This window comes from Mesorhizobium erdmanii USDA 3471, assembly GCF_000472705.1.
Taxonomy (GTDB): domain Bacteria; phylum Pseudomonadota; class Alphaproteobacteria; order Rhizobiales; family Rhizobiaceae; genus Mesorhizobium; species Mesorhizobium erdmanii.
Genome location: NZ_AXAE01000012.1, coordinates 71,748 through 94,414, shown reverse-complemented (window position 1 = coordinate 94,414; position 22,667 = coordinate 71,748). Strand labels below are relative to the sequence as shown.

20 protein-coding genes are annotated in these 22,667 nt (G+C 65.4%); 8 read left to right on the top strand and 12 right to left on the bottom strand.

What is annotated here, in order from left to right:
- Positions 1–6: 6 nt before the first annotated feature.
- Both A3AU_RS0107755 and A3AU_RS0107750 read right to left on the bottom strand, forming a co-directional pair.
- The gene (locus A3AU_RS0107755; RefSeq protein WP_027052291.1) at positions 7–231 is read right to left on the bottom strand and encodes a hypothetical protein; all 225 of its coding nucleotides are present in this window, start codon (positions 229–231) and stop codon (positions 7–9) included.
- Between the two features lie 109 nt (positions 232–340).
- Entirely contained in the window at positions 341–493 is a 153-nt protein-coding gene (locus tag A3AU_RS0107750) for a Flp family type IVb pilin (RefSeq protein ID WP_027052290.1), read from the bottom strand.
- 462 nt (positions 494–955) lie between these two features.
- On the opposite strand from A3AU_RS0107750, the gene A3AU_RS0107745 reads away from it, so the two are divergent.
- Positions 956–1,270: an EthD family reductase gene (locus A3AU_RS0107745; RefSeq protein WP_027052289.1), complete on the top strand. Its 315-nt coding sequence runs from the start codon at positions 956–958 to the stop codon at positions 1,268–1,270.
- A gap of 4 nt (positions 1,271–1,274) precedes the next feature.
- Here A3AU_RS0107745 and A3AU_RS0107740 read toward each other — a convergent pair whose 3' ends face one another.
- The 5 genes from A3AU_RS0107740 to A3AU_RS0107720 all read right to left on the bottom strand — a co-directional run bounded on the left by A3AU_RS0107740 (position 1,275) and on the right by A3AU_RS0107720 (position 6,617).
- On the bottom strand, positions 1,275–1,583 hold the full coding sequence (locus A3AU_RS0107740) for an EthD family reductase (protein ID WP_027052288.1): 309 nt from the start codon (positions 1,581–1,583) through the stop codon (positions 1,275–1,277).
- A gap of 89 nt (positions 1,584–1,672) precedes the next feature.
- Positions 1,673–2,896, bottom strand: a complete 1,224-nt coding sequence (locus A3AU_RS0107735) for a GNAT family N-acetyltransferase (RefSeq protein ID WP_027052287.1) — start codon at positions 2,894–2,896, stop codon at positions 1,673–1,675.
- Positions 2,897–2,904: 8 nt separating this feature from the next.
- On the bottom strand, positions 2,905–4,140 hold the full coding sequence (locus A3AU_RS0107730; protein ID WP_027052286.1) for a GNAT family N-acetyltransferase: 1,236 nt from the start codon (positions 4,138–4,140) through the stop codon (positions 2,905–2,907).
- A gap of 9 nt (positions 4,141–4,149) precedes the next feature.
- Positions 4,150–5,451 (bottom strand): MATE family efflux transporter, encoded by a 1,302-nt coding sequence (locus A3AU_RS0107725; protein WP_027052285.1) that lies wholly within the window; start codon positions 5,449–5,451, stop codon positions 4,150–4,152.
- Entirely contained in the window at positions 5,448–6,617 is a 1,170-nt protein-coding gene (locus tag A3AU_RS0107720; RefSeq protein ID WP_032917041.1) for a glycosyltransferase family 4 protein, read from the bottom strand. Before A3AU_RS0107720 ends, A3AU_RS0107725 begins: the two co-directional genes overlap by 4 nt.
- A 418-nt stretch (positions 6,618–7,035) precedes the next feature.
- Between A3AU_RS0107720 and A3AU_RS0107715 the strand changes: the two genes are divergently transcribed.
- Together A3AU_RS0107715 and A3AU_RS0107710 are read left to right on the top strand one after the other, a co-directional pair.
- A complete protein-coding gene (locus A3AU_RS0107715) occupies positions 7,036–8,205 on the top strand; it encodes a DUF1972 domain-containing protein (RefSeq protein ID WP_027052283.1) in 1,170 nt (389 codons plus the stop codon).
- Positions 8,202–9,476: a glycoside hydrolase family 5 protein gene (locus tag A3AU_RS0107710; RefSeq protein ID WP_027052282.1), complete on the top strand. Its 1,275-nt coding sequence runs from the start codon at positions 8,202–8,204 to the stop codon at positions 9,474–9,476. The genes A3AU_RS0107715 and A3AU_RS0107710 overlap by 4 nt, the downstream gene beginning before the upstream one ends.
- Positions 9,477–9,679: 203 nt before the next feature.
- Here A3AU_RS0107710 and A3AU_RS0107705 read toward each other — a convergent pair whose 3' ends face one another.
- Both A3AU_RS0107705 and A3AU_RS0107700 read right to left on the bottom strand, forming a co-directional pair.
- Positions 9,680–11,020 (bottom strand): VpsF family polysaccharide biosynthesis protein, encoded by a 1,341-nt coding sequence (locus tag A3AU_RS0107705; RefSeq protein WP_027052281.1) that lies wholly within the window; start codon positions 11,018–11,020, stop codon positions 9,680–9,682.
- Between the two features lies 1 nt (position 11,021).
- Positions 11,022–13,079 (bottom strand): GumC family protein, encoded by a 2,058-nt coding sequence (locus A3AU_RS0107700; protein WP_154674544.1) that lies wholly within the window; start codon positions 13,077–13,079, stop codon positions 11,022–11,024.
- 377 nt (positions 13,080–13,456) lie between these two features.
- On the opposite strand from A3AU_RS0107700, the gene A3AU_RS0107695 reads away from it, so the two are divergent.
- Positions 13,457–14,968: a glucosamine inositolphosphorylceramide transferase family protein gene (locus A3AU_RS0107695; protein ID WP_027052279.1), complete on the top strand. Its 1,512-nt coding sequence runs from the start codon at positions 13,457–13,459 to the stop codon at positions 14,966–14,968.
- A gap of 98 nt (positions 14,969–15,066) precedes the next feature.
- Positions 15,067–16,278, top strand: a complete 1,212-nt coding sequence (locus A3AU_RS0107690; protein WP_027052278.1) for an FAD-dependent oxidoreductase — start codon at positions 15,067–15,069, stop codon at positions 16,276–16,278.
- Between the two features lie 45 nt (positions 16,279–16,323).
- Here the strand turns inward: A3AU_RS0107690 and A3AU_RS0107685 are convergent, their stop codons facing one another.
- Together A3AU_RS0107685 and A3AU_RS0107680 are read right to left on the bottom strand one after the other, a co-directional pair.
- Positions 16,324–17,178, bottom strand: coding sequence for a sugar phosphate isomerase/epimerase family protein (locus tag A3AU_RS0107685; RefSeq protein WP_027052277.1), 855 nt, complete (start codon positions 17,176–17,178; stop codon positions 16,324–16,326).
- Positions 17,179–17,238: 60 nt separating this feature from the next.
- Positions 17,239–18,288 (bottom strand): LacI family DNA-binding transcriptional regulator, encoded by a 1,050-nt coding sequence (locus A3AU_RS0107680; protein ID WP_027052276.1) that lies wholly within the window; start codon positions 18,286–18,288, stop codon positions 17,239–17,241.
- A gap of 201 nt (positions 18,289–18,489) precedes the next feature.
- Here A3AU_RS0107680 and A3AU_RS0107675 point away from each other — a divergent pair, with 201 nt between their 5' ends.
- Complete coding sequence (locus A3AU_RS0107675) at positions 18,490–19,521, top strand: hydroxyacid dehydrogenase (protein ID WP_027052275.1); 1,032 nt, start codon at positions 18,490–18,492, stop codon at positions 19,519–19,521.
- Between the two features lie 539 nt (positions 19,522–20,060).
- Here A3AU_RS0107675 and A3AU_RS0107665 read toward each other — a convergent pair.
- A complete protein-coding gene (locus tag A3AU_RS0107665; RefSeq protein WP_027052273.1) occupies positions 20,061–20,684 on the bottom strand; it encodes a TetR/AcrR family transcriptional regulator in 624 nt (207 codons plus the stop codon).
- 123 nt (positions 20,685–20,807) lie between these two features.
- On the opposite strand from A3AU_RS0107665, the gene A3AU_RS0107660 reads away from it, so the two are divergent.
- Positions 20,808–21,791: an alpha/beta fold hydrolase gene (locus A3AU_RS0107660; RefSeq protein ID WP_154674543.1), complete on the top strand. Its 984-nt coding sequence runs from the start codon at positions 20,808–20,810 to the stop codon at positions 21,789–21,791.
- Positions 21,792–22,360: 569 nt separating this feature from the next.
- Complete coding sequence (locus tag A3AU_RS0107650; protein WP_019859538.1) at positions 22,361–22,576, top strand: CsbD family protein; 216 nt, start codon at positions 22,361–22,363, stop codon at positions 22,574–22,576.
- Positions 22,577–22,667: the final 91 nt, after the last annotated feature.

Genomic DNA, 22,667 nt, shown 5'->3' with positions numbered 1-22,667 from the left:
GTTCGCTCAATCGTCGGCAGCCGGCGTCAGCTCGAGCTCGGCCGGGGTCAGTCCCTGCCGCAGCTGGGCGAGCCGGAATTCATCGACCCAATAGGCCTCGCCGTCGACCAGCACGCGTGCCCGGTAGGCGCCGTCCGAAAAGCTTTGCGCGGTGATGTAGACCCTGTGCGCGTCGAGCGCCTTGCGCACCGCTTGGCGCTTGGCATTCTGGCCGGTGACGGGACTGAACATGACGCTGCCCTCGGTCGCCCTGACACTCAACATGGCCGCTTGCACGGCCCGACGACGGCCTCAAAGATGACGGACACGCGCCGTCCTGTCAATTTCGCGCCCGCACAGCTTACGATCCGCTGCTGGTGACTCTTGTACCGATCGTCGTGAACTTGGCATTGATCGCATTGCCGAGCGCGCCGGCGCCGGTGACGATGGCAAGCGCGATGAGGGGGGCGATCAGGCCATATTCGATGGCGGTCGCCCCGGTTTCATCCCGCATGAAACGGAGACGATTGCTTGCATTTCAAGCCCCTGGTTTCTGATCCCTCGCACAACCCTATAGACACCGCTGGTTGCGCTTCGGTTAGATTTTGCGAGACTTTTGAAGGTGCTTGCCTGCGGGGATGAATCAAAACATGAAGCATCCGGCCAGCGGACACGGCTTGATTGCAGGCAGTCCAGGCCGGAGCTGTTTTCAGCTTGCCGGCCTGGAACCGCCCACCCGCCTTGTGTCCTTCCCAAGACAGGAGACCAGATAGGCGCATCGATGCCGATCCACCTTGACATGGATCAAGTGCCAAATGCGCCTACGGGTTTTGCCTTTGTCAGGCGCGAAAATATCTTCAATCGCCGGGGCCATTTTTTGCTGGGTTCCCGACCTCTGTCGAAATCCGCACCCGACGAACGACATTGGTGCGGCGCCGACGTGGCGCGATCACATCGAACGACAGGGAACACCATCATGGCCAAGATGCTCGTCATCTACAAAACCCCCGCCGATCCGGCGGCCTTCGAGCGCCATTACCACGACATCCACGTGCCGCTGGCCAAGCAATTGCCCGGACTGCGGCGCTATGAGATCAGCCGTTCGCCGATCATGAACGTCCTGCCGGGCGAGACGCCCTACAGGGTGGCGACGCTCTATTTCGACAATTTGGAGGCCATTCGCACGGCCTTTGCCAGCGATATCGGCCGGGCCTGCGCGGTGGACCGGCGCAAACTCGCCGGCGATGACGACCTGGTGACGATGCTGCTTTTCGACACCGAGCCGCTGTGAGCCGTCAGACGTCTTCGGTGTCGAAGATCAGCATATCGGCGCCGCCGGTCGCGAAGACCTGGAGATCGGCCGCCGCCGCCTGCCCCTCGGCGCTGGCAAAGGCATTCTGGATGGCGGCGAGGTCGTCGAACCGCAAGATAGCGATCAGATGGGCGTTCGCTGGGCCGGCCGGCGTCATCACCGGGCCGCGGCTGATTTCATAGCGACGCAACCCCGGGATGGTCTTGGCCAGCGGAATGTGCTTTTCGCGATAGTAGGCATCGAACGCCTCGGGATTCTCGGGCGTTCCGTACGTCACCACCAGGCTTGCCATCACTGCCTCCTGCAATCATTGCGCTGCTGGAGCGTGATGGCTTTGTCGGGAGCTTGTCAATTCGTCATTCGCTCAAGGACGAAGCAGTCTCAGTTCTTCAATCGCCGCAACCGGCGCATCACGCCCTGCACGGCCTTGTACAGTCCGGGCTTGGAGCGCACGAAAAGCTCGGTCTTGCTGCGCAGCCTGATATAGGCGGTCGAGCCCCTGCCCTTCAGCGTCACCGCCTCGCATAACTCGGCCAGCACCGCGCCCGAAGCGCCGATATGCTGCTTGTAGCCCTGGCTGCCGACCGACAGGTCGAAATAATCGAGCCCATGCGCGCGCGCCCATATCATCAGCTTGCCGATCGTCGTCAGGCCCGGCGAGACGTTGGGCACCGCGTCCTGGTCGATGCCGAGCAGCAGCGCGTGCAAGGTGTCGTTCATGACCAGCACGTAGATGACAGCGAGATAGTCTTGACCGGCACGCAGCCCGAACAGCCGCACCGAACCGTCGGACAGGCCGTGCAGGGCGGCGTCGCGGTAGAACTCGACGACCGGCGCCTGCGTCAACAGGTCGGAGCGCCCGAGCTCGCGGAAGCGGTTGAGCCTGAGCTCCAGCAGCGTTGCGAAATGCTGCTCCACCATGTCAGGCGTCGTGGCTTCGACCAGGTCGAGCTTGCCCAACTGTGCGAAGCGGCGGCAATGCTTGTGGAAATTCTTGGCGAAGGAGGGTTTGCAGATGCGCTTGATCAGCGTCTCCGGCTCGCCGTCGAGGACCAGGCCCGAGGCGATCTGGATGGAGTCGCGCGCCGCCGAAAGCAGCGCCAGCGGATTGGCGATGCCGTGAATCTGTTGCGGGATCCCCGCTATGTGGAAGCGGTCCGCCGGCGGCAGCACGGCGCGCACCGCCGCCCAGGCGGCGTCGGCGCTCTGCCGGGTCCACGGACTGGCATCGGCCAGCAACGGCGCCGAGTAGTCGCAGACGCCGCAGCTCAGCCATTCGATCACATAGTGGCCCAGGGCCCGGCGCCGCATCAGCGGCAGCAGCATGACCGGGTCGCCCGTGGCGGCATCGCTGACCTCGACGATGAGCAGTTCCGCGCTCTTGGGCATCAGCCGCCTGGCGATCCCTTCCACCCAGAAAAAGCCCTGATGGCCGGTGCAGATGCCGGTCGCCTCGAGGAACAGCCAGAGCGGTTTGATGGTGTCGAAGCTGGTGTGCAGTCGCGCTGAATAGTGCAAGGCCGCGCCCGCGCTGGCGACGACCGGAGATAGTACTTGATCCGGAACGTCCGCAATGGCGGCCCTTCGCGTCGCCTGGCTTGTCACATGCGCTCCTATTTGTCAGGCTGCCGCTGCAATCCTCCCCGCAGGCGCCTGACACGCCGCATCGTTTCCCGGGCTACCTTGAGCAGGCCTGGCCTGGAGCGCACGAAAGCCTCGGTCCGGCTGCGCAGATCAATGGCGGCAGTCGCCGCATTGCCCCGCATTGTGTATCCGTGGCTGAGTTTGACCAGAACCGAACCTTTGGCGCCCATGCGTTCCTTGTAACTCTGGTCTCCGACCGACAGGTCGAAATATCCCAATGCCTGTTCGCGCGCCCAGCCCATCAGCCTGCCCATGATCGCAAGCCCGGGCGAGACATTGGGCACGACGCTTTGGTCCATTGCTATCAGCAGAGCATGAACAGTATCTTGATGGACAAGCAGATATTGCACCGCGATCAGGGCCTCGCCGACGCGCAGCCCGAACAGCCGCACCGATTTGTCCAGCAGGCCCCGGAGGGCGGCGTTGCGGTAGAAATCGACCACTTTCTCCTGCGTCAGCAAGTCGAAGCGGCCAAGCTCACGAAAGCGGCTGAGCCGCATCCTGAGCAGTTCGCCAAAGATCTGCTCCGCCTCGGCCGGCGTGCCGGCCTCCACCAGTTCCACGCTGCCGAGCCGTTCGAGCCGGCGCCAGTCCTTGTTGAATTCCTTGACGAAGGATGGCCTGCACAGGCGCTTGAGGACAGTCTCGGGCTCGCCATCTATGGCCATGCCAAAGGCGGTCTGGAGGGAATCGCGTATTTCCGGAAGCAAGGCCAGCGGATTGGCGACGCCGTTGATCGTGCGTGGTATTCCCGTGATGTGGAAGCGGTCCGCCGGCGGCAGTATGGAACGAACCGCGGTCCATGCGGCCTGCGCGGATTGCGCCGTCCACGGGCTCGCATCCGCCAGCAGCGGCGCCGAATAGTCGCAGACGCCACAACTCAGCCATTCGATCACCCGATGCTGGAAAGCCTGCCGCCGCATCAGCGGTACCAGCATCCGGTTGGCGCCGGTCGCGGCGTCGTTCACCTCGACGATCAGCAGTTCGGCATCGTCCGGCATCAGCCCGGCGACGATGCCCTCGGCCCAGGCATAGTTCTGGTGGCCGGTGCACACGCCATTTTCCTGGAGGTGCAGCCAAAGCGGCCTGACCGAGTCGAGGCTCGTGTGCAGGCGCACCGTGAACGTATCGTTCGCCGCGACAACGCGGGACGCCGGCCCGGCGGGCAGGTCATTCACCACGGTCTGTACTGCCTGGCCTGTCACGTCCCGCTCCTATCGTTTCGCCGCGGCGAATGTGATCGCCCGCCGCCACGAACCCAGCCGGCTGTTGCGCTGCTGCTCCGGATGCTCGATGTTCCAGATGCGGTGGTGTGCGAAATACCATGATGCCACGAGCACGAAAGTCTCGGAGACCGCCGACCCCAGCAGTGCCCATGGCGGCGACGCAACCGCCAGCACGATCGCGATCAGCGCCAGCCCGACAATCGCTCCACCCAGCGTGATGAAGGCGACGATGCGGAAATCGCCGAGGATTTCGAGGACGATGCGCGGCATGATGTAGAGCATGATCGGCACGAAATTCACGATCGCGAAAAGCCCGATGGTGCCGACCGAGGCATCCTGGAGAGCCTGGGATTTGATCATCGGCAGCACGAACAGGATGGCGCTGCCATAGGCCAGGCCGCCGAGCCCCATGACCACCGACCAGATCCTCGCCTGCGACCAGACACGGCGTGTCTCGTTGTGCCGCATCAGCTTGGCGAGTTCGGGCTGCGCCATGTTGACGAAGGCAAGACTGATGATGCGCAGCGGCGCAAACAGCACCAGCACCGCCGCCAGCGGTGCGTAGGCCGCCGGGCCGGCAATGCCGGCAACCAGCAGCGCCAGGCACTGCCCCTGGATGTTCGTGGTGGTCGCGCTGAACGCCGACCAGCACAGCTGGCGCCAGAGCCTGGCATAGCGCCGCCGCGTCGGCATGCGGAAGGAGATGCGCATCGTGCGGCGCGCCAGCCGCACCAGCACGAAGATGCCGATCACATTCGCCGCGGCGAGGGCATAGAACACGCTCTGCAGCGCGGCCCCGGCGTACCAGATCGCCAGCCCAGCGAACACGGTGCCGGCAATCGTGAAAGCGGCGTCGCTGATGGAGACGATCACCTGCTGGCGGCGCGCGAAGAAGGCCGTGCGCATATGGCTGCGCAGCGACCATGCGCCGACGAAGCAGCCGGCGGCAATGCCGCTCGGATCGCCCAGCAGACGCATCAGAACCGCCGTGCCGACCGCCATCAGCAGCGCCACGACCAGCGCCGCCGTTCCGAAAGCCACGTCATAGGCATCGACACCGGCGCTGTTGGTGCTCTTGCTCATCCATATCGAGGCCGGAACCGCGGTCAGCGACCTGATGTAGGACAGGCCGACGCCGCCCATCACCATGCCGATGGCGAAGAGGCCGTAGCCTTGCGCCGACAATAAGTGCAGCAGCGCGATGTTGAGGGCAAAGTGAAAGCCGCTCTGCATCGCCTCGCCGCCGATCATCAGCACCAGGCGCCGCACCAGATGGACCGGGAACTTCACGACCGTGTCTCCGCCTGGCGCGTGCTTGCCGCCCTGCCAGGCCGCGCCACGGCGGCCTTCAGCTTGTCGGCGGCAATCGCGATGATCGCCGCGGCGGCGACCGGCTCGCTGAACATCGTCTCGTAGCGCCTGCGCCCGGCGGCGACGAAGCCGCGCCAGGCCTCGGGGGCAAGCATGATCTCGCGCAATTTCGCGGCCAGCGCCGCCGCGTCGCCAGGCGGCACATGCCAGCCGGTCTCGCCGTCGGCAACCACTTCGACCAGCCCGCCGATCGCCGACACCAACGGCGGACGGCCATAGGCCATCGCCTCGATGGCGACGCGGCCGAGCGATTCCGGGCGCCGCGACGGCACCGTGACGATGTCGGCCCAGCGGTAATGCTCCGAAGGGTCCGAAATGAAGGGCAAGGCGCTGACCTGTCCGGCCAGCCCCATGGTCTCGACCAGGTCGGCGAGCGCACGCTCGCGCTCGGCGCTTTCGAAGGCGCCGCCTACCAGCCGCACCTCGATCCTCGACTTCAACTCCGCCGGCAGCGAGGCGATCGCCTCCAACAGCACTTCCTGGCCCTTGATGCGGTTGATGCGGCCAAGCAGCAGCACCCTCAGCGGACGCTTGCCGTCATAGGTCATCGCCGCCTCCGCCGCCGGACCGGCGACGCCGTTGTAGACCACATGGGAGCGCGCCGATCTGGGCTCGCCGAAGGTATCGCGCGTCGCTTTTGAATTGAAGATGAGGTCGGCATGGCTCCAGCGCATCAGCCCGACGAGAACCCGGCGCAGCACACCTTCGGGAATTTCGTGGATGTGCAGCAGTGCCTTGGTTGGCAGCAGGCGCGAAGCCAGCGCATAGTCGGCGACGATAGACGTGTTGACATAGACGAGGTCGCTATCACGCAGGCGCCGCCAGGCCCGCCACAGCGCGGCCGGCAGCCGCGCCATCTCGACGGTCGCCAGCCTCAGCATCGCCTGCCGCCGCAGCACCCAGAGCGGTTCGAAGACGATGCGGCTGGCATGGGATTCCAGGATTTCGACGATCGGTCCGCTGCGCGGCAGGACCACCTCGATGTCGGCGGACGGAAACGCGGTGCGCAACGCCGCGACGCTCTCGGCGAAGCTGCGGTCGGAACCGTAGAGTTCGTACCCCTGATGGATGCAGGCAATCCGCATCTTCACGCGCATCTTTCTGTCAGGGTGATGTGACGATTCCGCCGCCTGACGCTATCGGCGGCCGGAAACTTCAAGCCAACACCCCTGGACTTCCCTCGTTGTCGGTGTGGTCGGATCTCCACACCAATGCCCGCACGCCTTCCGCCGATTCCGACGCGCAAAAGTCCATACGCAAGGATTATGCCGTGCTAATATATTCAGATGCAGGCCAGCCGGCCCCGGCATTGCCTCGTTCCGATACACATACGAGCGGAAAGTTGACCGATAATGAAACAACTCGGGCGTTTGGAAGAAATATTTTACAACCCCGATGCGATGATGGCTGGAATCGGGCCTGGCAGGCATCTTGCAACGGCGCGGTTTTGAGATGAGACAGCCACGCACCGCGGATCGGGCGGACCTGAAAGTGCCAGCAACCATGAAATCGGAACAACCCTCCATCCTGATCCTGGGAACGCGCGGCATTCCCGCGGCGCATGGCGGTTTCGAGACGTTCGCCGAGAAGCTGGCGCTGTTTCTGGTCGCACGCGGCTGGAAGGTCGGCGTCTACTGCCAGGACGAAGTCGAGCGGGTCGACCAGAGGGTGCGCACCGAAACCTGGAACGGCATCGACCTCATCCACATCCAGGTTGCCTCGAAAGGTCCGCGCGCGACGCTGGAATTCGACTGGCAATGCGTGCTCGACGCCGCGCGGCGGCCCGGCGTCTGCCTGGTGCTCGGCTATAACGGCGCGGTCTTCCTGACCTGGCTCAGGCTGATGCGGCGCAAGATCATCACCAACATGGACGGCATCGAGTGGCGCCGCCCCAAATGGGGGCGCGCGGCGCGCACCTGGTTCTGGCTCAATGAGTGGATCGGCGCGTGGGCCTCGCACCGCCTGGTCGCCGACCATCCGGTCATTGCCGATCACCTGGCGACGCGCCGGCCGCGCAGCGCCATCTCCACCATCGCCTATGGCGCCGACCCGGTGACATCGGCATCCGAGGCGCCGGTGCGCGCCCTCGGGCTCGAACCTGGAAAATACCTGATCTCGATCGCGCGCATCGAGCCCGACAACAACATCCTGCCCATCGTCGAAGCGTTCTGCAGCCAGAAGCGCGACATGAAGCTGGTGGTGCTGGGAACACTGTCCGACCAGATCCCCTATCATGTCGCGGTCCGCAAGGCGGCGAACGCCTCCATGGTCCTGCCGGGCGCCATCTACGACCAGGCGGCGGTGAAGGCGCTGCGCTACCACGCGCGCGCCTATATGCATGGCCACACGGTCGGCGGCACCAACCCGTCGCTGGTCGAGGCGCTGGCCGCCGGCAACATGGTGATCGCCCACGACAATCCCTACAACAGGTGGGTCGCCGGCGCCGCCGCCATCCATTTCACCGACACGCAAAGCTGCGCCGAGCGGATCCGGCAGGCGATGACGGACGACGCGCTGGTCAAGGCCTGCAGCGAAGCTGCCAGGACGCGCGCCCGCGAAAGCTTCCGCTGGGAGGATGTCCTGCTGGCCTACGAGAACGAAGCCTACCGGCTTCTCGGCGTGAGCGCCGCACGGCCGGCCGCGATCGACCGCCCCTCGCCCGGCGCCGTATGACGGGCTGGTCGCGGCGGCGGCTTCTTCGCACCGCGCTGTCGACGGCGCTGGTGCCCGCTGCATCGCTGGCGCCGCTTTCGTCCGCACAGCCCGCTCCTGCCGCCACCGGCGAATGGCGCTTCCGCCGCGGCGTCAATGCCTGGCCCTGGTTTGCTCTGACACGCGAATTTCCCGCCCCGCGCACCGACTATGCCTGGCCGCCATTCCAGTCGCAGCGCCCGGTGCCGACCCCTGACGACCTTGGTCGGCTACGCCGAACCGGGCTCGACTTCATCCGCCTCCCCGTCGATCCCGGCCCGTTCCTTGCCGCCGATGCCACGACCCGCGCAAAATTGCTGGATATGCTGGACGCCGCCGTCGCCGCCACGCTCGATGCCGGCCTCGGCATCATCGTCAACGTCCAGGCCAATGGCGCCACCCACTACTGGAATCCCGACCGCATGGTCTCCAGCACCGCCGCGCCCGAATTCGAGGCCTATCGCGCCCTCGTCGGCGAGCTTGCCGGACGGCTGGAGCGGTTCACGCCGGGATATGGTGCACTGGAGCCGGTCAACGAGCCGCCGCAGTCCTGCGATTCCAACGTCTGGTCAAACGTCCAGGCAGCCCTGCTGACGGCGGCCAGGGCGTCATCCCCGTCCCTGCCGCTGGTCGTCACCGGCGGCTGCGGCTCGATGGTGAGCGGGCTGGCGGCGCTCGATCCGGCGCCGTTGGCGGCCTTCGAGCCGATCCTGTTCACCTTCCATTTCTACGAACCCTATCTGTTCAGCCACCAGGGCGCGCCGTGGATGCGAGAGCCGGTCTATCGTGCGCTGAACAATGTGCCGTGGCCGGCCTCCGCCGGCTCGCTCGAACAGACGCTGGCTTCCGTCCGGGCGCGCATGGCGCGGGATACCGAAACCTCCGAAGCCGACAAAAAGGCCGCCTATGCCGAAACCGAGCGCGTGCTCAAGGTCTATTTCGACGCCAAGCCCGACCGCTGGTTCATCGACAAATATCTCGGCCAGGCGCGCGCCTGGGCCGATGCCCACGGCATTGCGCCGGAGCGCGTCATCATGGGCGAATTCGGCGCGCTGCGCACCGACGCCCGCTACACCGCCGCCCCGAATCCCGACCGCGCCCGCTACATTGCCGATGTCCGGCAGAGCGCCGAGGCGGCAGGCTTTCCCTGGGCCTTCTGGGACCTCTTCGACGGCATGGGCATGATGGACGACACCACGCGTGCCCTCGACCCGGCCATGGTCGAGGCGCTGGGGTTGAGGATGCCGGGATAGAAACCGTTCCATACAGGGCGATCGTCGAGTTCCTTTGCTCCCCCCTCTGTCCTGCCGGACATCTCCCCCACGAGGGGGGAGATTGGCAGCTTTGGCGCCGGCTCTCCTTTGCGGCGTGGGCAATTGGCGAAGGCCGATGCGCGTCCGATCTCCCCCCTCGTGGGGGAGATGTCCGGCAGGACAGAGGGGGGCGCCGTAGAGCGCTACCTTCGCGCCCCCTGCGCCACCCTTCGCGGTATCACCGCCGGCCTATAAAGCACCAGCGCGATCACCACGAATTTGGTCATCAGCGTCGTCTTCGACGCCAGGCTCTCGGACGTGTTGAGCAGGATCAGCCAGCCCAGCATGGTCAGCCAGATGCCGGAATGGCAGCGGCGCGCCACCTCGTGCATGAACAGGGCGAAGCCGACGAACAACAGCAGGGTGAAGAAGGCGCCCTGGTAGAGGATCAGGCGGATGATCGGGTTCTCGATGCCCTGCTCGAGACCGCTGATGCGGCGCAGGCTCTCGATGAGATCGATGTCGGGCCCGACGATCAGGTCGCGCAGGTCGAAATGGTTGAACAGATCGAACATTTCGACGCGGGCATTGGCGCTGCCGCTATCCGACACGAAGCGCTCGAGCAGTGCGTCGAAGAAGCCTAATGACGCGGCGACCACGATGACCACCGGCACCAGCGCGGCCAGGATGAGGCCGAGTGCGGCGCCAAGCAGGTTGACGCGCCCCGTGCGCAGGCCGCGCAGCCCCTGGATGAGCAGGTAGCAACCGCCGAGCACGATCGTCAGCACCATCGCCGAGCGGCCACCGAAGGCGACGAGAGCCGCGAATTGCAAGCCGATCATGCCTAGCCGCAGCGGCATGGACAGCGATTTCGAACCTGAGAGCAGCGCCAGCACATAGATCGAGGTGACCGTGGCATTGGACAGCGGATGGCCCTGAAGCGCCGTCGAGCGCAAATCGGCCATGAACACCACGCCGTCGAGGCGATAGGGAAAGATCAGCGTCTTGGTGGCGAACTCGAACAAAGCGAGCAGTGCGTTCACTGTCATGATGGCGTGAACGACGGTCTGCATCCGGGCGAATGTCTTGTCGTCGTCCTCGCCCAGCATCATCACCAGCAGCGCCGGCGTCACGAACGTGTCGATCATGCCGGCCATGCCCGGGCGCTGGCGCGCGATGACGACGACCAGGAGCATGATCGAGATGACCGCCATCAGCGTGCTGGCCGGCCGCCGGTCGGCGACAGCAACCATGTAGCCGACCGGATTGCCGAAGGTGCAGGCGCGCCAGGCAAACACCAGCACGAGCAGATAGGTGGATGGATGGATCTTGGTCGCCGGGTTGCCGGTCAAGCCATCGTAATTGTAGCCCACCAGCCACAGCATGCCGCCGGAGATGGCGAACAGCAGCACCACGACCGCGACCAGGCCGAAGCGTGTCACCGCGTCGACGGACCCGATGCGCGGTGCGGTGGCGGCCTGTCCCGAACCGGCCCAGCCGGATGCCGGGTTGTTGGCCCGGGCGGCGGCCCGAACGGTGGCCATGTCAGGCCGCCTCGTCGACCAGCAACGCGCCGGTCGGCAGCCGCCCCATGACGGAAATGGCTTGCGAGGCCACCGTGACATCGCGCATCGGCGTCGAGTTGAGCGTCGCGACCATCACGATCTCGTCGACCATGGCGACCAGCGGCGAGGCGTTGAGATTGTCGGCGAGCGCGCCGCCGTCGACGACGACGAGGTCGAAATTGCGGCCTGCCTGCGCCAGCATGTGCTGCGTGAAATAGACGCCCTGCGCCTCGGAGAAGACGGCCTTTTGCCGGCCCCTGCCCAGCACCGCGACATTGCTGCCGGCCGTGTGCTGGCTCAGCGCCTCGAAGGCGTATTCGCCGCGCAGCACGTCGAGCAGGCCGGGCTGCGGCTCCTTGCTGCCGCCGGCGGCATTGGTGTCGATAAACAGTACACGGCTGCCCCTGGCGGCCGCAGCATTGGCGAGAAGGCGCGCCACGCGGCCCCGATGCGCCGCGTCCTCGGGTGGCGACGTCAGCAGGACAGACGGCACCAGCGGCCAGTTCGGCGGACGCCGGCTGGAGGCGAACAGGCGTCTCAGCGCCAGCCCCGCGACCGCATCCGTCTTCTGCCCGGCAGCAGTGGCCCCGCCGCCGAAAGGCCACCAGCGGCGGCCGCCGCCGGACTTTGCCGGCAGCACGCCAAACACCGGCGCGTCGATGGCCGATTGCATCTGCGCGCTGGAAAGCACGGTCGGCGATGAATATTCCGCGATCAGCGCCAGCGCGGTGCCCAGTCCCAGCCCGCCGAAGAGCGCGCCGAACAGCAGCAGCGGCAAGGGCGGCCAGCTCTTCTTCAAGGCGGGCATGGCCTGCGAGATGATGCGCGCATTGGTGCTGTCGACATTGATCTGCTCGCGCGTTTCCTGCGCCCGCTGCAGATAGGTGGCATAGACGGAACGCACGGCCTCCAGGTCGCGCTGCAATTCGCGCAGCTTGACCGAAGCCTGGTCGGTGTCGAGCGATTTGCTCTTCATGCCGGCGACCTTGGCTTCCAGCGCCTGCTGGTTGGCCAGCGCCCGCTCGTAGTCGGTTTCGGCGGCGGCGCTGATCCGGCCGAGTTCGCGCACGATGAGCGCGCGCGTGTCGCGCAGCTGTTGCTGCGCCGCGATCATCGAGGGATGGCGTGGCCCGAGTTCGGTGCCGAGCTGCGAGACCTGGTCGACAAGCGTCGCCTCCTGCGCCCGCAGGCTCGAAATCACCGATGAGCGCATGGCTTCCGAGGTGGCGTCCGGCACGCCACCGGACCGGCGCAGCTGGTCGACCTGCGCCTTCAGCGCCGCGGTGCGGCTCTGCGCGGCCGAGAGCTGCGTGTTGATCTCGGTCAGTTCCTGGTCGCTGACCAGATTGCCTGCCGCCATCACCATGTTGTGGGCGGATTTGTAGGCCTCCACCGCGTTCTCGGCCTGCTGGACGCGCTTGCGCTGCTCGTCCAGCCGCGCGGTGATGGAATCGGAAGCATCGGTGGCCATCTTCGCGCGCGCGCTCGCCTGGTCGGCCAGGTAGGCCTGTGCGATGGCGTTGGCGAGCTTGGCCGCCTTGTCGGCGCTCTTGGCGGTGACGATGACGTCGAGGACCAGCACCTTGTCGGCCCGCTTCACCGCCAGCACCCGGCGCAGTGCATCGAGTGTCTTCCCCGTTCTGTCGGTTTCGGCCGAGCCCGAGCCCAGCAAGCCGCCGAGCAGGCGGCTCACCAGCCCGCCCTGCCCGTTGAATTCCGGATCCTCGGTCAAGTTGGTTGCCGCGATGGCCTTGAGCAGCACGCCGCTCGACTGGACGACGCTGACCTGGCTCTCCACCATGGTGATGCCGCCATCGGGCGGAACACGGCTCGGATTGACGTCGTTGGTGACCACCTGGAGGTCCTGCGGGTCGACGAGGATTTCCGCCACCGAGCTATAGAGCGCCGGCGTGAGCAATCCGTAGGCGAGCGTCCCGAGCGTCAGCAGCGCGGCGGTCATGAGGATCAGGAAACGGCGGCGCACCAATATGCGTTTCAGGTCGCCCAGCTCGACGGTCGAGGATGCATGGGACGTCATAGGCACTGGCTCCGGGGCATATTGAATTGCCTCCGGAGCGTCTTGTTGCGGCAACGAGAGCAGGGATGATTGCAACGGTCGCTCCGACAACACTCCATGTGCCTGCAAGTCTAAATTGCAGCTTCGACCTAGCTATGCCTCCAACTGTTAAAACACTGTTAATTATGTTGGGAGCTCTTCCGAATTTCGGCCCGGCGTTTACGCATTCTTGGCACGGAGTTTGCGTAATTAGGCACAGGCGTGCCAACACGGGCGCGAGCGAGCAGGAGACGAACGGAAATGGGGCAGCACTTCAATCCGGCCCCGCCGTGCCGCCATCTCCCCTGCCCCGATATCGAACACCGGTCAGCAAGACATCGCTATGCCAAGGGTGCGACATGCAAGTGAGCCTGCGCCTGGACGGCGAGTGCGTCAGAGCTTTTCACCTGCTGTTGCTGCAGCGCCTGGCGGCGCTGGCGCAGGTCGAGGTTCGCGTCGACGCACGCCCGGCCGGAGGCGGCATTCCAGGCAGCGCCGCCGCACTCTTCCAGCTCGAAACGGTCATCCACGGCCTGCCGGCTGACGGTCTCGCCAAGCGCCTGCCGCTGTCGGCGCTCGCGCCCTATCGCACGCAGACGCCGGCCTCTCCCGATCTGGTAATCGACCTCTGCGGCGACGTGGCATCGGAAGGGACGCGGGTCTGGCGCGTGACCTATGACGGCGCCGCCGGCGAAGCCGCCTTGCTGGCGCCGATCCTCGACGGCCGCACGCCGATTGCCCGCATCGAGGAAAACGGCATCACGGTCGCCGAAGGACGCCTGGGCACCGAATATGGCGGCATCGCGCTGGCCTCCTTCCAGGACATGCTGGCGCGCACCGCGAGCCTGATCGTCGCGGCCCTGAACCCCACGGCAATGGAAGGCGCGGCGCGCGCGCTGCCCGAGCTGCCCGAGCCGGCGCCGGTCGGTGCCCCGTCGGCGATACCCTCCACCGCCAAGCTTGGCATCCGAGGCGGCAAGGCGCTGGCGCGGCGCATCGTCCAGAAGATCTACCATCTCTGCTACAATGCCCCGCACTGGAAGGTCGGCTGGCGCCAGACCGATGGCCGCGACCTTTACGACCTGCGCGCCCATCCGGCGACGGGTTGGCAGGTGCTGCCCGACGACGGCAGCCGCTTCTACGCCGATCCGTTCCCGATCCTGTATCGGGGCCAGGTGACCCTGTTCGTCGAGGACTATATCCACCGCCTGGGCCGGGCCATCATCTCCGCCGTGCCGTTCGGTCCGGCAGGGCCGGTCGGCCGCCCGGAGCCGGTGCTCGACCTGCCCTATCACCTCTCCTATCCCTTCGTCTTCGAGCGCGACGGCGAGGTCTGGATGGTGCCGGAAAGCTGCGCCAACCGCACGGTCGATCTCTATCGCGCCACCGCCTTCCCCGGCGGATGGGTCAAGGAAGCGACGCTGTTGTCCGATGTCGTCGCCAGCGACGCCACGCTGGTCGAGCATGGCGGCCGCTGGTGGATGTTCGCCACTGTCCGCGATGGCGGCGGCGCCTTCTCCGACGCGCTGCATTTGTGGTCGGCGCCGGACTTTCGCGGCCCGTGGACGCCGCATCCCAAAAATCCCGTGCTGGTCGACATCGCCTCGGCACGGCCGGCCGGACGCATGGTCGAGCGCGACGGCCAGTTGCTGCGGCCGGTGCAGGATTGCCGCAGGAGCTATGGCGCCGCCCTCGGCATCGCTCGCGTCGCTCAGCTCGATGTGAACGGCATGGAGCAGGTCGTCGAGACGATCTTAACTCCTGGCGCGCTATGGAATGGGCGCAAGCTGCATACGCTCAATGAGGCGGGCGGCCTGGAGTTCATCGATGGCTCGGCGATCGCGCCGCGCTGGAAACAAAGGCCACCGTGATTAACCTAAACAAGCGTTACTACCAGCCACGCGCGCTGGTTGCTTGAGGTTGATGAAGGTCCGAAAGATATTTCGACCACGGATTGTGGAGACGGAAGATGACTAGCAGAAAGGGCAGCGAGACCCCCGCCGCCGCCGAGGCTGCCCCGGCCGAAGTCGACGTGGCGATCATTGGTGCCGGGATGGCCGGAATTACCCTGGGTGCATTGCTGGGAAAGGCCGGCCGCAAGGTCGCGCTGATCGATCCGCACCGCATTCATCACGAAGAGTTCCGGGCCGAGAAGATCGGCGCAAATCAGATGCAGCTGTTCGAAAAGCTCGGCCTCGACAAGATGGTGATGCCTCTCGTCACGCCGTTTACCGACGTTGACGTTTTCCGCCTCGGCCAGTTCTTCGCCAGGGAAAAGAAGTGGGAATACGCATTTTCCTATGGCGCGCTGATCAACGGCCTGCGCGATGCCTTGCCGCCGCAAGTGCCGATCACGGTCGGCAAGGTAACCGAGGTCTCGACCGGACCGGACCGGCAGCGGCTCGTGCTGGCCGACGGTAGCGTCGTCAATGCCCGCCTGCTGGTGGTGGCAACCGGCCACAGCGAAGCGATCCGGCGCGCCATCGGTGTCGAGCGCATCGAATTGTCGAAGGCGCATTCGCTGTCGATGGGATTCGACCTTGCTATCTCGCGGCGCGATTGCGCCTTTCACGCGGTCACCAGCTATGGCAAGCGGGCCTCGGACCGCGTCGCCTACCTCACCGTCTTTCCCATCGGCGACAGGATGCGGGCGAACATGTTCGTCTATCGCACCGTCGCCGACCAATGGACGCGGGACTTCCGCGCCGAACCGCAAAAGATGCTTTGCGAACTGATGCCCGAGATCGCGGCGCAGTGCGGCAACTTCGAAGTGGCAAGCCCCGTCGAGGTCAGGCAGGTCAGCCTGACCACGACGCAAGGCCATCGCCGCGACGGCGTCGTCTTCATTGGCGATGCATTCGTGACGACATGCCCGACGCCGGGCGTCGGCATCGGGCGGGTCATGATCGATGTCGATCAGCTCCATTCGGTTCACATTCCGCGCTGGCTGGAAACGCCAGGCATGGCGGCCGACAAGATCGGCACCTTCTATGACGACCCGGTCAAGGTGGCCTCCGATGAAGACGGCATGCGGGTGAGCATCTATGCCAAACGGATCACCACTGAAACCGGACTGGAATGGCGCGTACGGCGTCTGCGCAACAACACCGCGCGCCAGCTGATGATCATCGGCCGCAAGATGCGCCATCTGGGACCGCGGCGCGAGCCCGGCCTGGCGTGAGGGGACCTTCCCCGCTTTGCGGGGGAGCAACCAAAGCCTTGAACCTCACCCCAGTTGCAGCCCCGCCTTGCGCGCCTCCTCGCGCAGGAATGGCAACCCGATACCGATGACATCGTCCGGGTTCTCCGCCACCGGCCGCCACACCGCCAGCCCGCCGGCGATGTCGACATCGACATGGTTCATGCTTTCGAGCGTGATCGGACCGGTGTAGCCGATGTCAGCCATGGCCTTCATGCAGGCCGCCCAGTTCAGCATGCCGCGGCCCGGCACGCCGCGATTGGCTTCCGAGACGTGGACATAGCCGAGATAGGGCGCCGCCGCCTTGAAGCCGGCCGCGAAGCTCTCCTCCTCGATATGCATGTGGTAGGTGTCGAGATGGATGAAGATGTTGTCGGCGCCGACACGTTCGATGATCCGCGCCGCGTCGATGCCGCGGTTGATCAGATGCGTCTCGTAACGGTTGCAGGGCTCGATGCCGAGCTTCAGCCCATGCGCCTTGGCGACCTTCGCCGCGCGCGCCAGGAAGCGGCACATGCCGTCGATCTCGTCGGCCGTCGGCGCGCGACCGGACGTCTTGCCGATCGTGCCGTAGGTGACGCCGCCGAGTGCTGCGCTGCGCACCGCTTCGCAGACGCCGAAGGCCGGTTCGAGGAAGGCCAGCGCCTCGTCGGGCCGCGCCACCACATCGAGTGAAGCCGGCAGGCCAAGCGACGGAATAAGCTCGACATTCCACCGCTCGGCGAAAGCGCGCGTGCGTTTGGTGTCGATCTCTTCGGGGCGCAGCAGCGGGATTTCCAGCAGGCCAATGCCGAGCCCCTTCAGCCGCTCCATCTGCGGCTCGATCAGGTCGAGGTTCCAGATCGGGGCAATGGCGAAAGTGTGCAGTCCAAAAATATTCATCTCGACCTCTCTGTTCGTGCGCCGCCACGGCGCTGGTGTCGCCGCCGCCGACGATGCGGGCTATTGTCGGGTTCCGGAGCCGTTGGCCGGCGAGCCGACGGATTCCCGCATCAAGACCTGGCAAGGTTCGAGCCGCGCGGTCGGCGGCCCCGCCTCGCCTTCAATCCTGGCAAACAGCGCCTCCATCGCGTGGCTGGCGATCTGCCGCACCGGCTGCACCACGGCGGCGATGGCCGGCCACGTCACCTGCATCCATTCGGCGTCGTCGAAGCCGACCAGCGAAATGTCATTGGGGCAGTGCCAGCCGCGCCGGCGAAATTCCGACAGCGCGACCAGCGTGCCCTTGAGAAACAGCGAATAGACCGCCGTCGGGCGTTCGCCTTTCGCGAAATAGTGGCGCAGCTGTGCCCTGAGCGGCTCGACATCGGTCTCGGCCAGCACGACATCGATGCGCACATCCGGCGCCAGTTCGAGCGCGGTGGCGCGAAACCCGTCGAGGCGGGCGCGCACCGTCGCCGCCTGCTCGCCGAGGCCGACCACCAATATGTGGCGGTGGCCTTTGCCGATCAGTTGGCGCGCCACCTCGGCGCTGGCCGCCGCACTGTCGGCCGACACCGTGTCGAAGGCGTCATCGGACAGCACGCGATCGATCAGCACGCCGGTCATGCCGTTGGTCTTCATGAAGGCGGCCGCCGGGCCGTGCTCGTTGCGCACCGGCGCCAGCACCACGCCGGCCACCCGCCAGTCATGCATGCGGGCGAGGATTTCCGTTTCGCGGGCTTCGGATTCGCGGCTCGACGCCGCCACCAGCGTGTAGCCGCGTTGCTCGGCGAGGCTTTCCAGCTGGCTCACCATCTGGCCGAAGAATTCGCTTTCGAACTCCGGCATGATGGCGCCGATGATGCGGCGCTTGGCCCGGCGCATGTCGGAGGCCAGCGGATCGACGCGGTAGCCCAGCTGCTCGATCGCATCAAGCACGCGCTGCGCATTCTCGGGCTTGACCGTGGTGACGCCTGCCATGACCTTGGAGACGGTGGCGGCCGACACGCCGGCACGGCTGGCCACGTCGTGGATCGACGCACGCCGCTGCTGGTCCTGCCTGTGCGCCATTGCTCCTCCTCCCGAGGCGCGGACAGAGCATTTCTGTCCGCCGAAGAAACGAGTAAATCGATTTTTCGCAGTTGTAAATCGGTTCATCGGCGGTATTTTAGCCGCCGAGCCAGATGTCCTCCGCAAGTCCACGGCGATTTCGGGATAACGACATGGGCAAAGCAAAAACGCGCCTGTAGCATCGCGCCGGGAGGAATCGTCATGTCAGACAAGGATTTGCCGCTGGTCATCAGCGCGCCGGAACCGCGCTCGCTGGAACTGATCTTCACGCCGCCGCAGTTGGCGCGCCTCAAGGCGAAATACCGCATCGTCGAAACCACGGCCGACGGTGTCGCCAGCCTGCCGGCCGATGTGCTGGGAGAGGCGCGCTATATCGTCGGCCAGCCGCCGATCTCGCCCGAAACGCTGGAGCGGATGAAGGCCTTGCGCTGCGTCTTCAATGTCGAGAGCAACCTCCTGAACAACATGCCTTACGAGACGCTGTTTTCACGCGGCATCCATGTCGTCACCACCGGTCTCGTCTTCGCCGAGCCGGTGGCCGAGCTCGGCCTTGCCATGGCGCTCAACCTTGCCCGCGGCATCGTCGACGCCGACCTCGCCTTCCGCAAGGGCGAGGAGCGGTGGGGCGGCGACGGCAACCAGACGGCGCGGCTTTTGTCGGGCGCCGATGTCGGCATCATCGGCTTCGGCGACCTCGGCCGCGCGCTGAACCGCCTGCTGGGCGGGTTCCGCACCCGCACCAAAGTCTTCGACCCCTGGCTGCCGCCGTCGATCCTGATCGACAATGGCGTCGAGCCGGCTTCTCTCGACGAGGTCCTGACATCGAGCGATTTCGTTTTCGTCGTCGCCTCGGTGACCTCGGAGAACCAGGGCTTTCTCGGCGCCGACGCCTTCGCTTCGATGCGCAAGGGCGCCGCCTTCATCCTGCTCAGCCGCGCCGGTGTCGTCGATTTCCCCGCTCTGATGGCGGCGGTGAAAAGCCGCCACATCGTCGCCGCCAGCGACGTCTTCCCGGAAGAACCGCTGGCGGGCGACCATCCGGTTCGCGCCCTGCCCGGCTTCCTGCGCTCGGCCCACCGCGCCGGCGCGCTCGACATCGCCTTCAAGCGCATGGGCGACATGGTGCTGGAGGACATGGACCTGATCGACCGTGGCCTGCCGCCGCTGCGCTCCAAGCGCGCCGAGCGCGAGACGGTATCGAGGATGCGCTCCAAGCCGTCTGACAGGAATTGAAAGCCTGGGTTTGTGGGCGTCCCGGATAAGCTGGGCAGCTCTTGAATGGTGATCTCGCACTTTTGGGCATAATAGGCGGCTTCTGCTTCAAGCCGGCGTTCTATCGGAGGTTCAATCGCCTGCTTTTGATTCCGCTTCGCCTTCCCTATGACGCGCACCATAGCGCACCGCAGGCCTGCTTAAAACGCTAGGCGCCAAGCTGCGCCCTCGCCTCCTGAGCGGCTTTGACAAGAAGATCGAGGTCATCTGTCCGTATTGGGGAGGAGTACGATTCGCTACCTGCGAAAATGCTCATGCGGCACGTCCGCTCCCCATCATCGACCTGGTAGATTTTGAACGAGAGCGTCATGTAACGGGCTTTGACTGTATACTCCGCCACAACCCTGCGTGACCAGAACCGCCGCCAGCCCCTTGCTATAGATTGCCAGCCCAAGGCGACTATCCCCATTGCCACCAGAAATTGGAACCCTATCGCCGGCCGCTTGGGTATGTCAAAAATGCAGTCGCCAATGCGGGCGCATAATAGCCGCGCGTCGCCGCTACAGCAGATACCCCACCACCAGCCGCGTCGCCTCGTCGACCAGCTCCCGCACCGTGTCGCGGCCGAGCTTTTGCGGCCCATTCAGCACCGCCGTGTGCGCCAACGCCTCGATCGAGGTCACCGACACGAACGCCGCCATGTTGAGGTCGGCCATGCGCAACTCGTCACGATGGGCCTCGAGATAGGCGCTGAACATTGCATAGGTTTGCCGGCCGAAGGCTTCGACATCGGCCAGCCGTCCGGTGCGCGGGATCTGTTCGGCGAGCACCCTGTGCAGCCTGGGGTCGATTTGGTGCGCCTCGATCGCCACCGCGACCAGCCGGCGCACCGCCTGATCGACCGGCAGCGGCGCGACCTCAGCGAAGGCGGCGGTCACGACTTTCATGATCTCGTCATTGTGGCGATCGATGACGGCGGCGACCAGCGCCTCCTTGCTCGGATAATATTGATAGAGCGAACCGACGCTGACACCCGCCTCTTCGGCGATCCGGTTGGTGCTCGCTTTGTCGAACCCTTCCTTGACCAGAATGCGAGCGGTTGCTTCGACCAGCGCGTCGACCGTCACGCGCGCGCGCTCCTGGGTTGCGGTCTTCCTGGGTTTGGTCAGCGGCTTTCGCGCCATGGCCTGCGGTCCGAATGCGAGTAGGAGAATACGAGCAATCGCTCGTATTATAGCTGCCGACGGCGGCGAATGACCAGACGCCATGATCCGCCAAGCAGGCAACCAACCGAATTCGGACAGGCCATGGCAATGAACATCGGCAAGCTATCTTCAGATCACGAACGGCGCACGGGCGTCCCATGCGACATAACCCCGGACGATACGCCACCAAGTTGGCGGAGCCGTTGTATCTGCGCCGTGCTGCGCCTTCTGCGCGTGAAGAAGCGGTTGGCCACCGCGGCGGCCGTGCGCGATGCCACCCACCGGCTGGCGCTGCGCCCGGCCTCGCACAGGCCGAAGGGCCTTGGCGGCGGCCTCAAGGTAACGTTGATGCATGGGGCGGGCTGGCCCGTCTATCACACGGCGTCGCGCATCAGGCCGGATGGCGGCAACATCGTGGTGTTCCTGCATGGCGGTGGCTACATCCATGAGATCGCGCGCGCGCATTGGCGTTTCATCGGCCTTCTCACCCGCGACGGCAGCCGCTGTGTCGTCCCCATCTATCCGCTGGCGCCGGCCGCCACCGCCGGCGATGTCGTACCGGCGACCGGCCTGCTGCTGCGCAAGGTTCTGCGGGAGGCCGAACATGCCAAGGTGATCGTGATCGGCAATTCGGCGGGTGCCGGGCTGGCGCTGGCAGCGGCGCAATGGCTACGCGACCAGGGATACCGTCAACCCGATGGACTGGTGCTGATTTCGCCCGGTGTGAATGCTTCGCTGGACAACCCGGAGCGGAAAGCGATCGCCGCCCGCGATCCCCTGCTGGATATTCCTGGAACCGTCGAAGGCGCTCGTCTCTATGCCGGTGGCCTGGATGTCACCCATCCCTATGTCAGCCCGCTGAATGGCGATTTCCGAGACCTGCCGCCGATGCTCGTCTTCTCCGGCACGCGCGACATGCTCTATCCCGACAGCATCGAGTTGGCCGCAAAGGCGCGCGCGGCGGGCGTGCCGGTCGAGTTTCACCTGCGAAAGGGCCAGCCGCACAATTATCCCGGTCTGCCCACGCCCGAAGGCCGGCAGGCGCGTGCGATCATCCTGCGCGCCGCGACACGCGGACTGCGATAATCCGGTCACCAACGAGCGGAACTTCCGCGCGGCGTTTGCGTTTATGATCCGGATCGTCTCCCATTCGATCCGATACTCCGCCAATCAAAGCCCCGCCAGGCGCACCGCCGGCGGGGTTTTTTTATGAAATAGCCATTTTGTAGTTCGGTTGACAAAATTCGCCGGCATGCGCTTACCTCTGGTGGGTTCACGTAACGGGGGAATGCATGAAAAAACCTACCGGAAGCCGACACTTTTCAAGCGTCAGAAGCTCTCGGCGGTTACCGCGGGCACCTGCACCTCGGTTTGCATCTGAATCGAAGGCCGGTCGAATAATTGAAGCTCGAGGAACGAGATCCGCAAGGCCCGCCGAGATGGCGGGCTTTTTGTTGTGATGGAACGATCGTCCCGCTGACAGGTTTGTGAAATGGCTGGGCGGTGGGACGCCCGGCCTACTCCAGAAGGCCCGTCACGAGTCGCGTCGGTGGCGGGCCTTTTCGTTGCCTGCTTGCTCGAGGGCGCGGAACCTTCCCGACAAGGCGACGTTGGTGCTCGCCGGTCAGGCAACAATCCGCGAAAGGAAACACGCCATGGGAAGCACCAGCGACAAAGCATCGGGTCTCGCCAATCAGGCTGTCGGCAAGGCCAAGGAAGGCGTCGGCAAGGCCGTCGGCAATGACCGCCTGCGGGCCGAAGGCGCCGCACAGGAAGCCAAGGGCAAGGTCCAGAAGGCCGTCGGCGACGCCAAGTCCGCCGTCAAGGACGCCACCAACAAGACCGCCGCCGCGATCAACAAAAACCTCTGAGGTTTTTCGTGTTCGAAGACAGGCAAAGGCCGCCGTGCGACCCGGCGGCCTTCTTGATGTCAGGATTTGAAATCGGCAGGGAACGCATCGC

Bases quoted from the DNA above. Each gene is read 5' to 3' on its own strand.
- A3AU_RS0107755 (WP_027052291.1), bottom strand. From the start codon at position 231: ATGTTCAGTCCCGTCACCGGCCAGAATGCCAAGCGCCAAGCGGTGCGC.
- A3AU_RS0107750 (WP_027052290.1), bottom strand. From the start codon at position 493: ATGCGGGATGAAACCGGGGCGACCGCCATCGAATATGGCCTGATCGCC.
- A3AU_RS0107745 (WP_027052289.1), top strand. From the start codon at position 956: ATGGCCAAGATGCTCGTCATCTACAAAACCCCCGCCGATCCGGCGGCC.
- A3AU_RS0107740 (WP_027052288.1), bottom strand. From the start codon at position 1,583: ATGGCAAGCCTGGTGGTGACGTACGGAACGCCCGAGAATCCCGAGGCG.
- A3AU_RS0107720 (WP_032917041.1), bottom strand. From the start codon at position 6,617: ATGCGGATTGCCTGCATCCATCAGGGGTACGAACTCTACGGTTCCGAC.
- A3AU_RS0107715 (WP_027052283.1), top strand. From the start codon at position 7,036: ATGAAATCGGAACAACCCTCCATCCTGATCCTGGGAACGCGCGGCATT.
- A3AU_RS0107710 (WP_027052282.1), top strand. From the start codon at position 8,202: ATGACGGGCTGGTCGCGGCGGCGGCTTCTTCGCACCGCGCTGTCGACG.
- A3AU_RS0107705 (WP_027052281.1), bottom strand. From the start codon at position 11,020: ATGGCCACCGTTCGGGCCGCCGCCCGGGCCAACAACCCGGCATCCGGC.
- A3AU_RS0107700 (WP_154674544.1), bottom strand. From the start codon at position 13,079: ATGACGTCCCATGCATCCTCGACCGTCGAGCTGGGCGACCTGAAACGC.
- A3AU_RS0107695 (WP_027052279.1), top strand. From the start codon at position 13,457: ATGCAAGTGAGCCTGCGCCTGGACGGCGAGTGCGTCAGAGCTTTTCAC.
- A3AU_RS0107690 (WP_027052278.1), top strand. From the start codon at position 15,067: ATGACTAGCAGAAAGGGCAGCGAGACCCCCGCCGCCGCCGAGGCTGCC.
- A3AU_RS0107685 (WP_027052277.1), bottom strand. From the start codon at position 17,178: ATGAATATTTTTGGACTGCACACTTTCGCCATTGCCCCGATCTGGAAC.
- A3AU_RS0107680 (WP_027052276.1), bottom strand. From the start codon at position 18,288: ATGGCGCACAGGCAGGACCAGCAGCGGCGTGCGTCGATCCACGACGTG.
- A3AU_RS0107675 (WP_027052275.1), top strand. From the start codon at position 18,490: ATGTCAGACAAGGATTTGCCGCTGGTCATCAGCGCGCCGGAACCGCGC.
- A3AU_RS0107665 (WP_027052273.1), bottom strand. From the start codon at position 20,684: ATGGCGCGAAAGCCGCTGACCAAACCCAGGAAGACCGCAACCCAGGAG.
- A3AU_RS0107660 (WP_154674543.1), top strand. From the start codon at position 20,808: ATGGCAATGAACATCGGCAAGCTATCTTCAGATCACGAACGGCGCACG.
- A3AU_RS0107650 (WP_019859538.1), top strand. From the start codon at position 22,361: ATGGGAAGCACCAGCGACAAAGCATCGGGTCTCGCCAATCAGGCTGTC.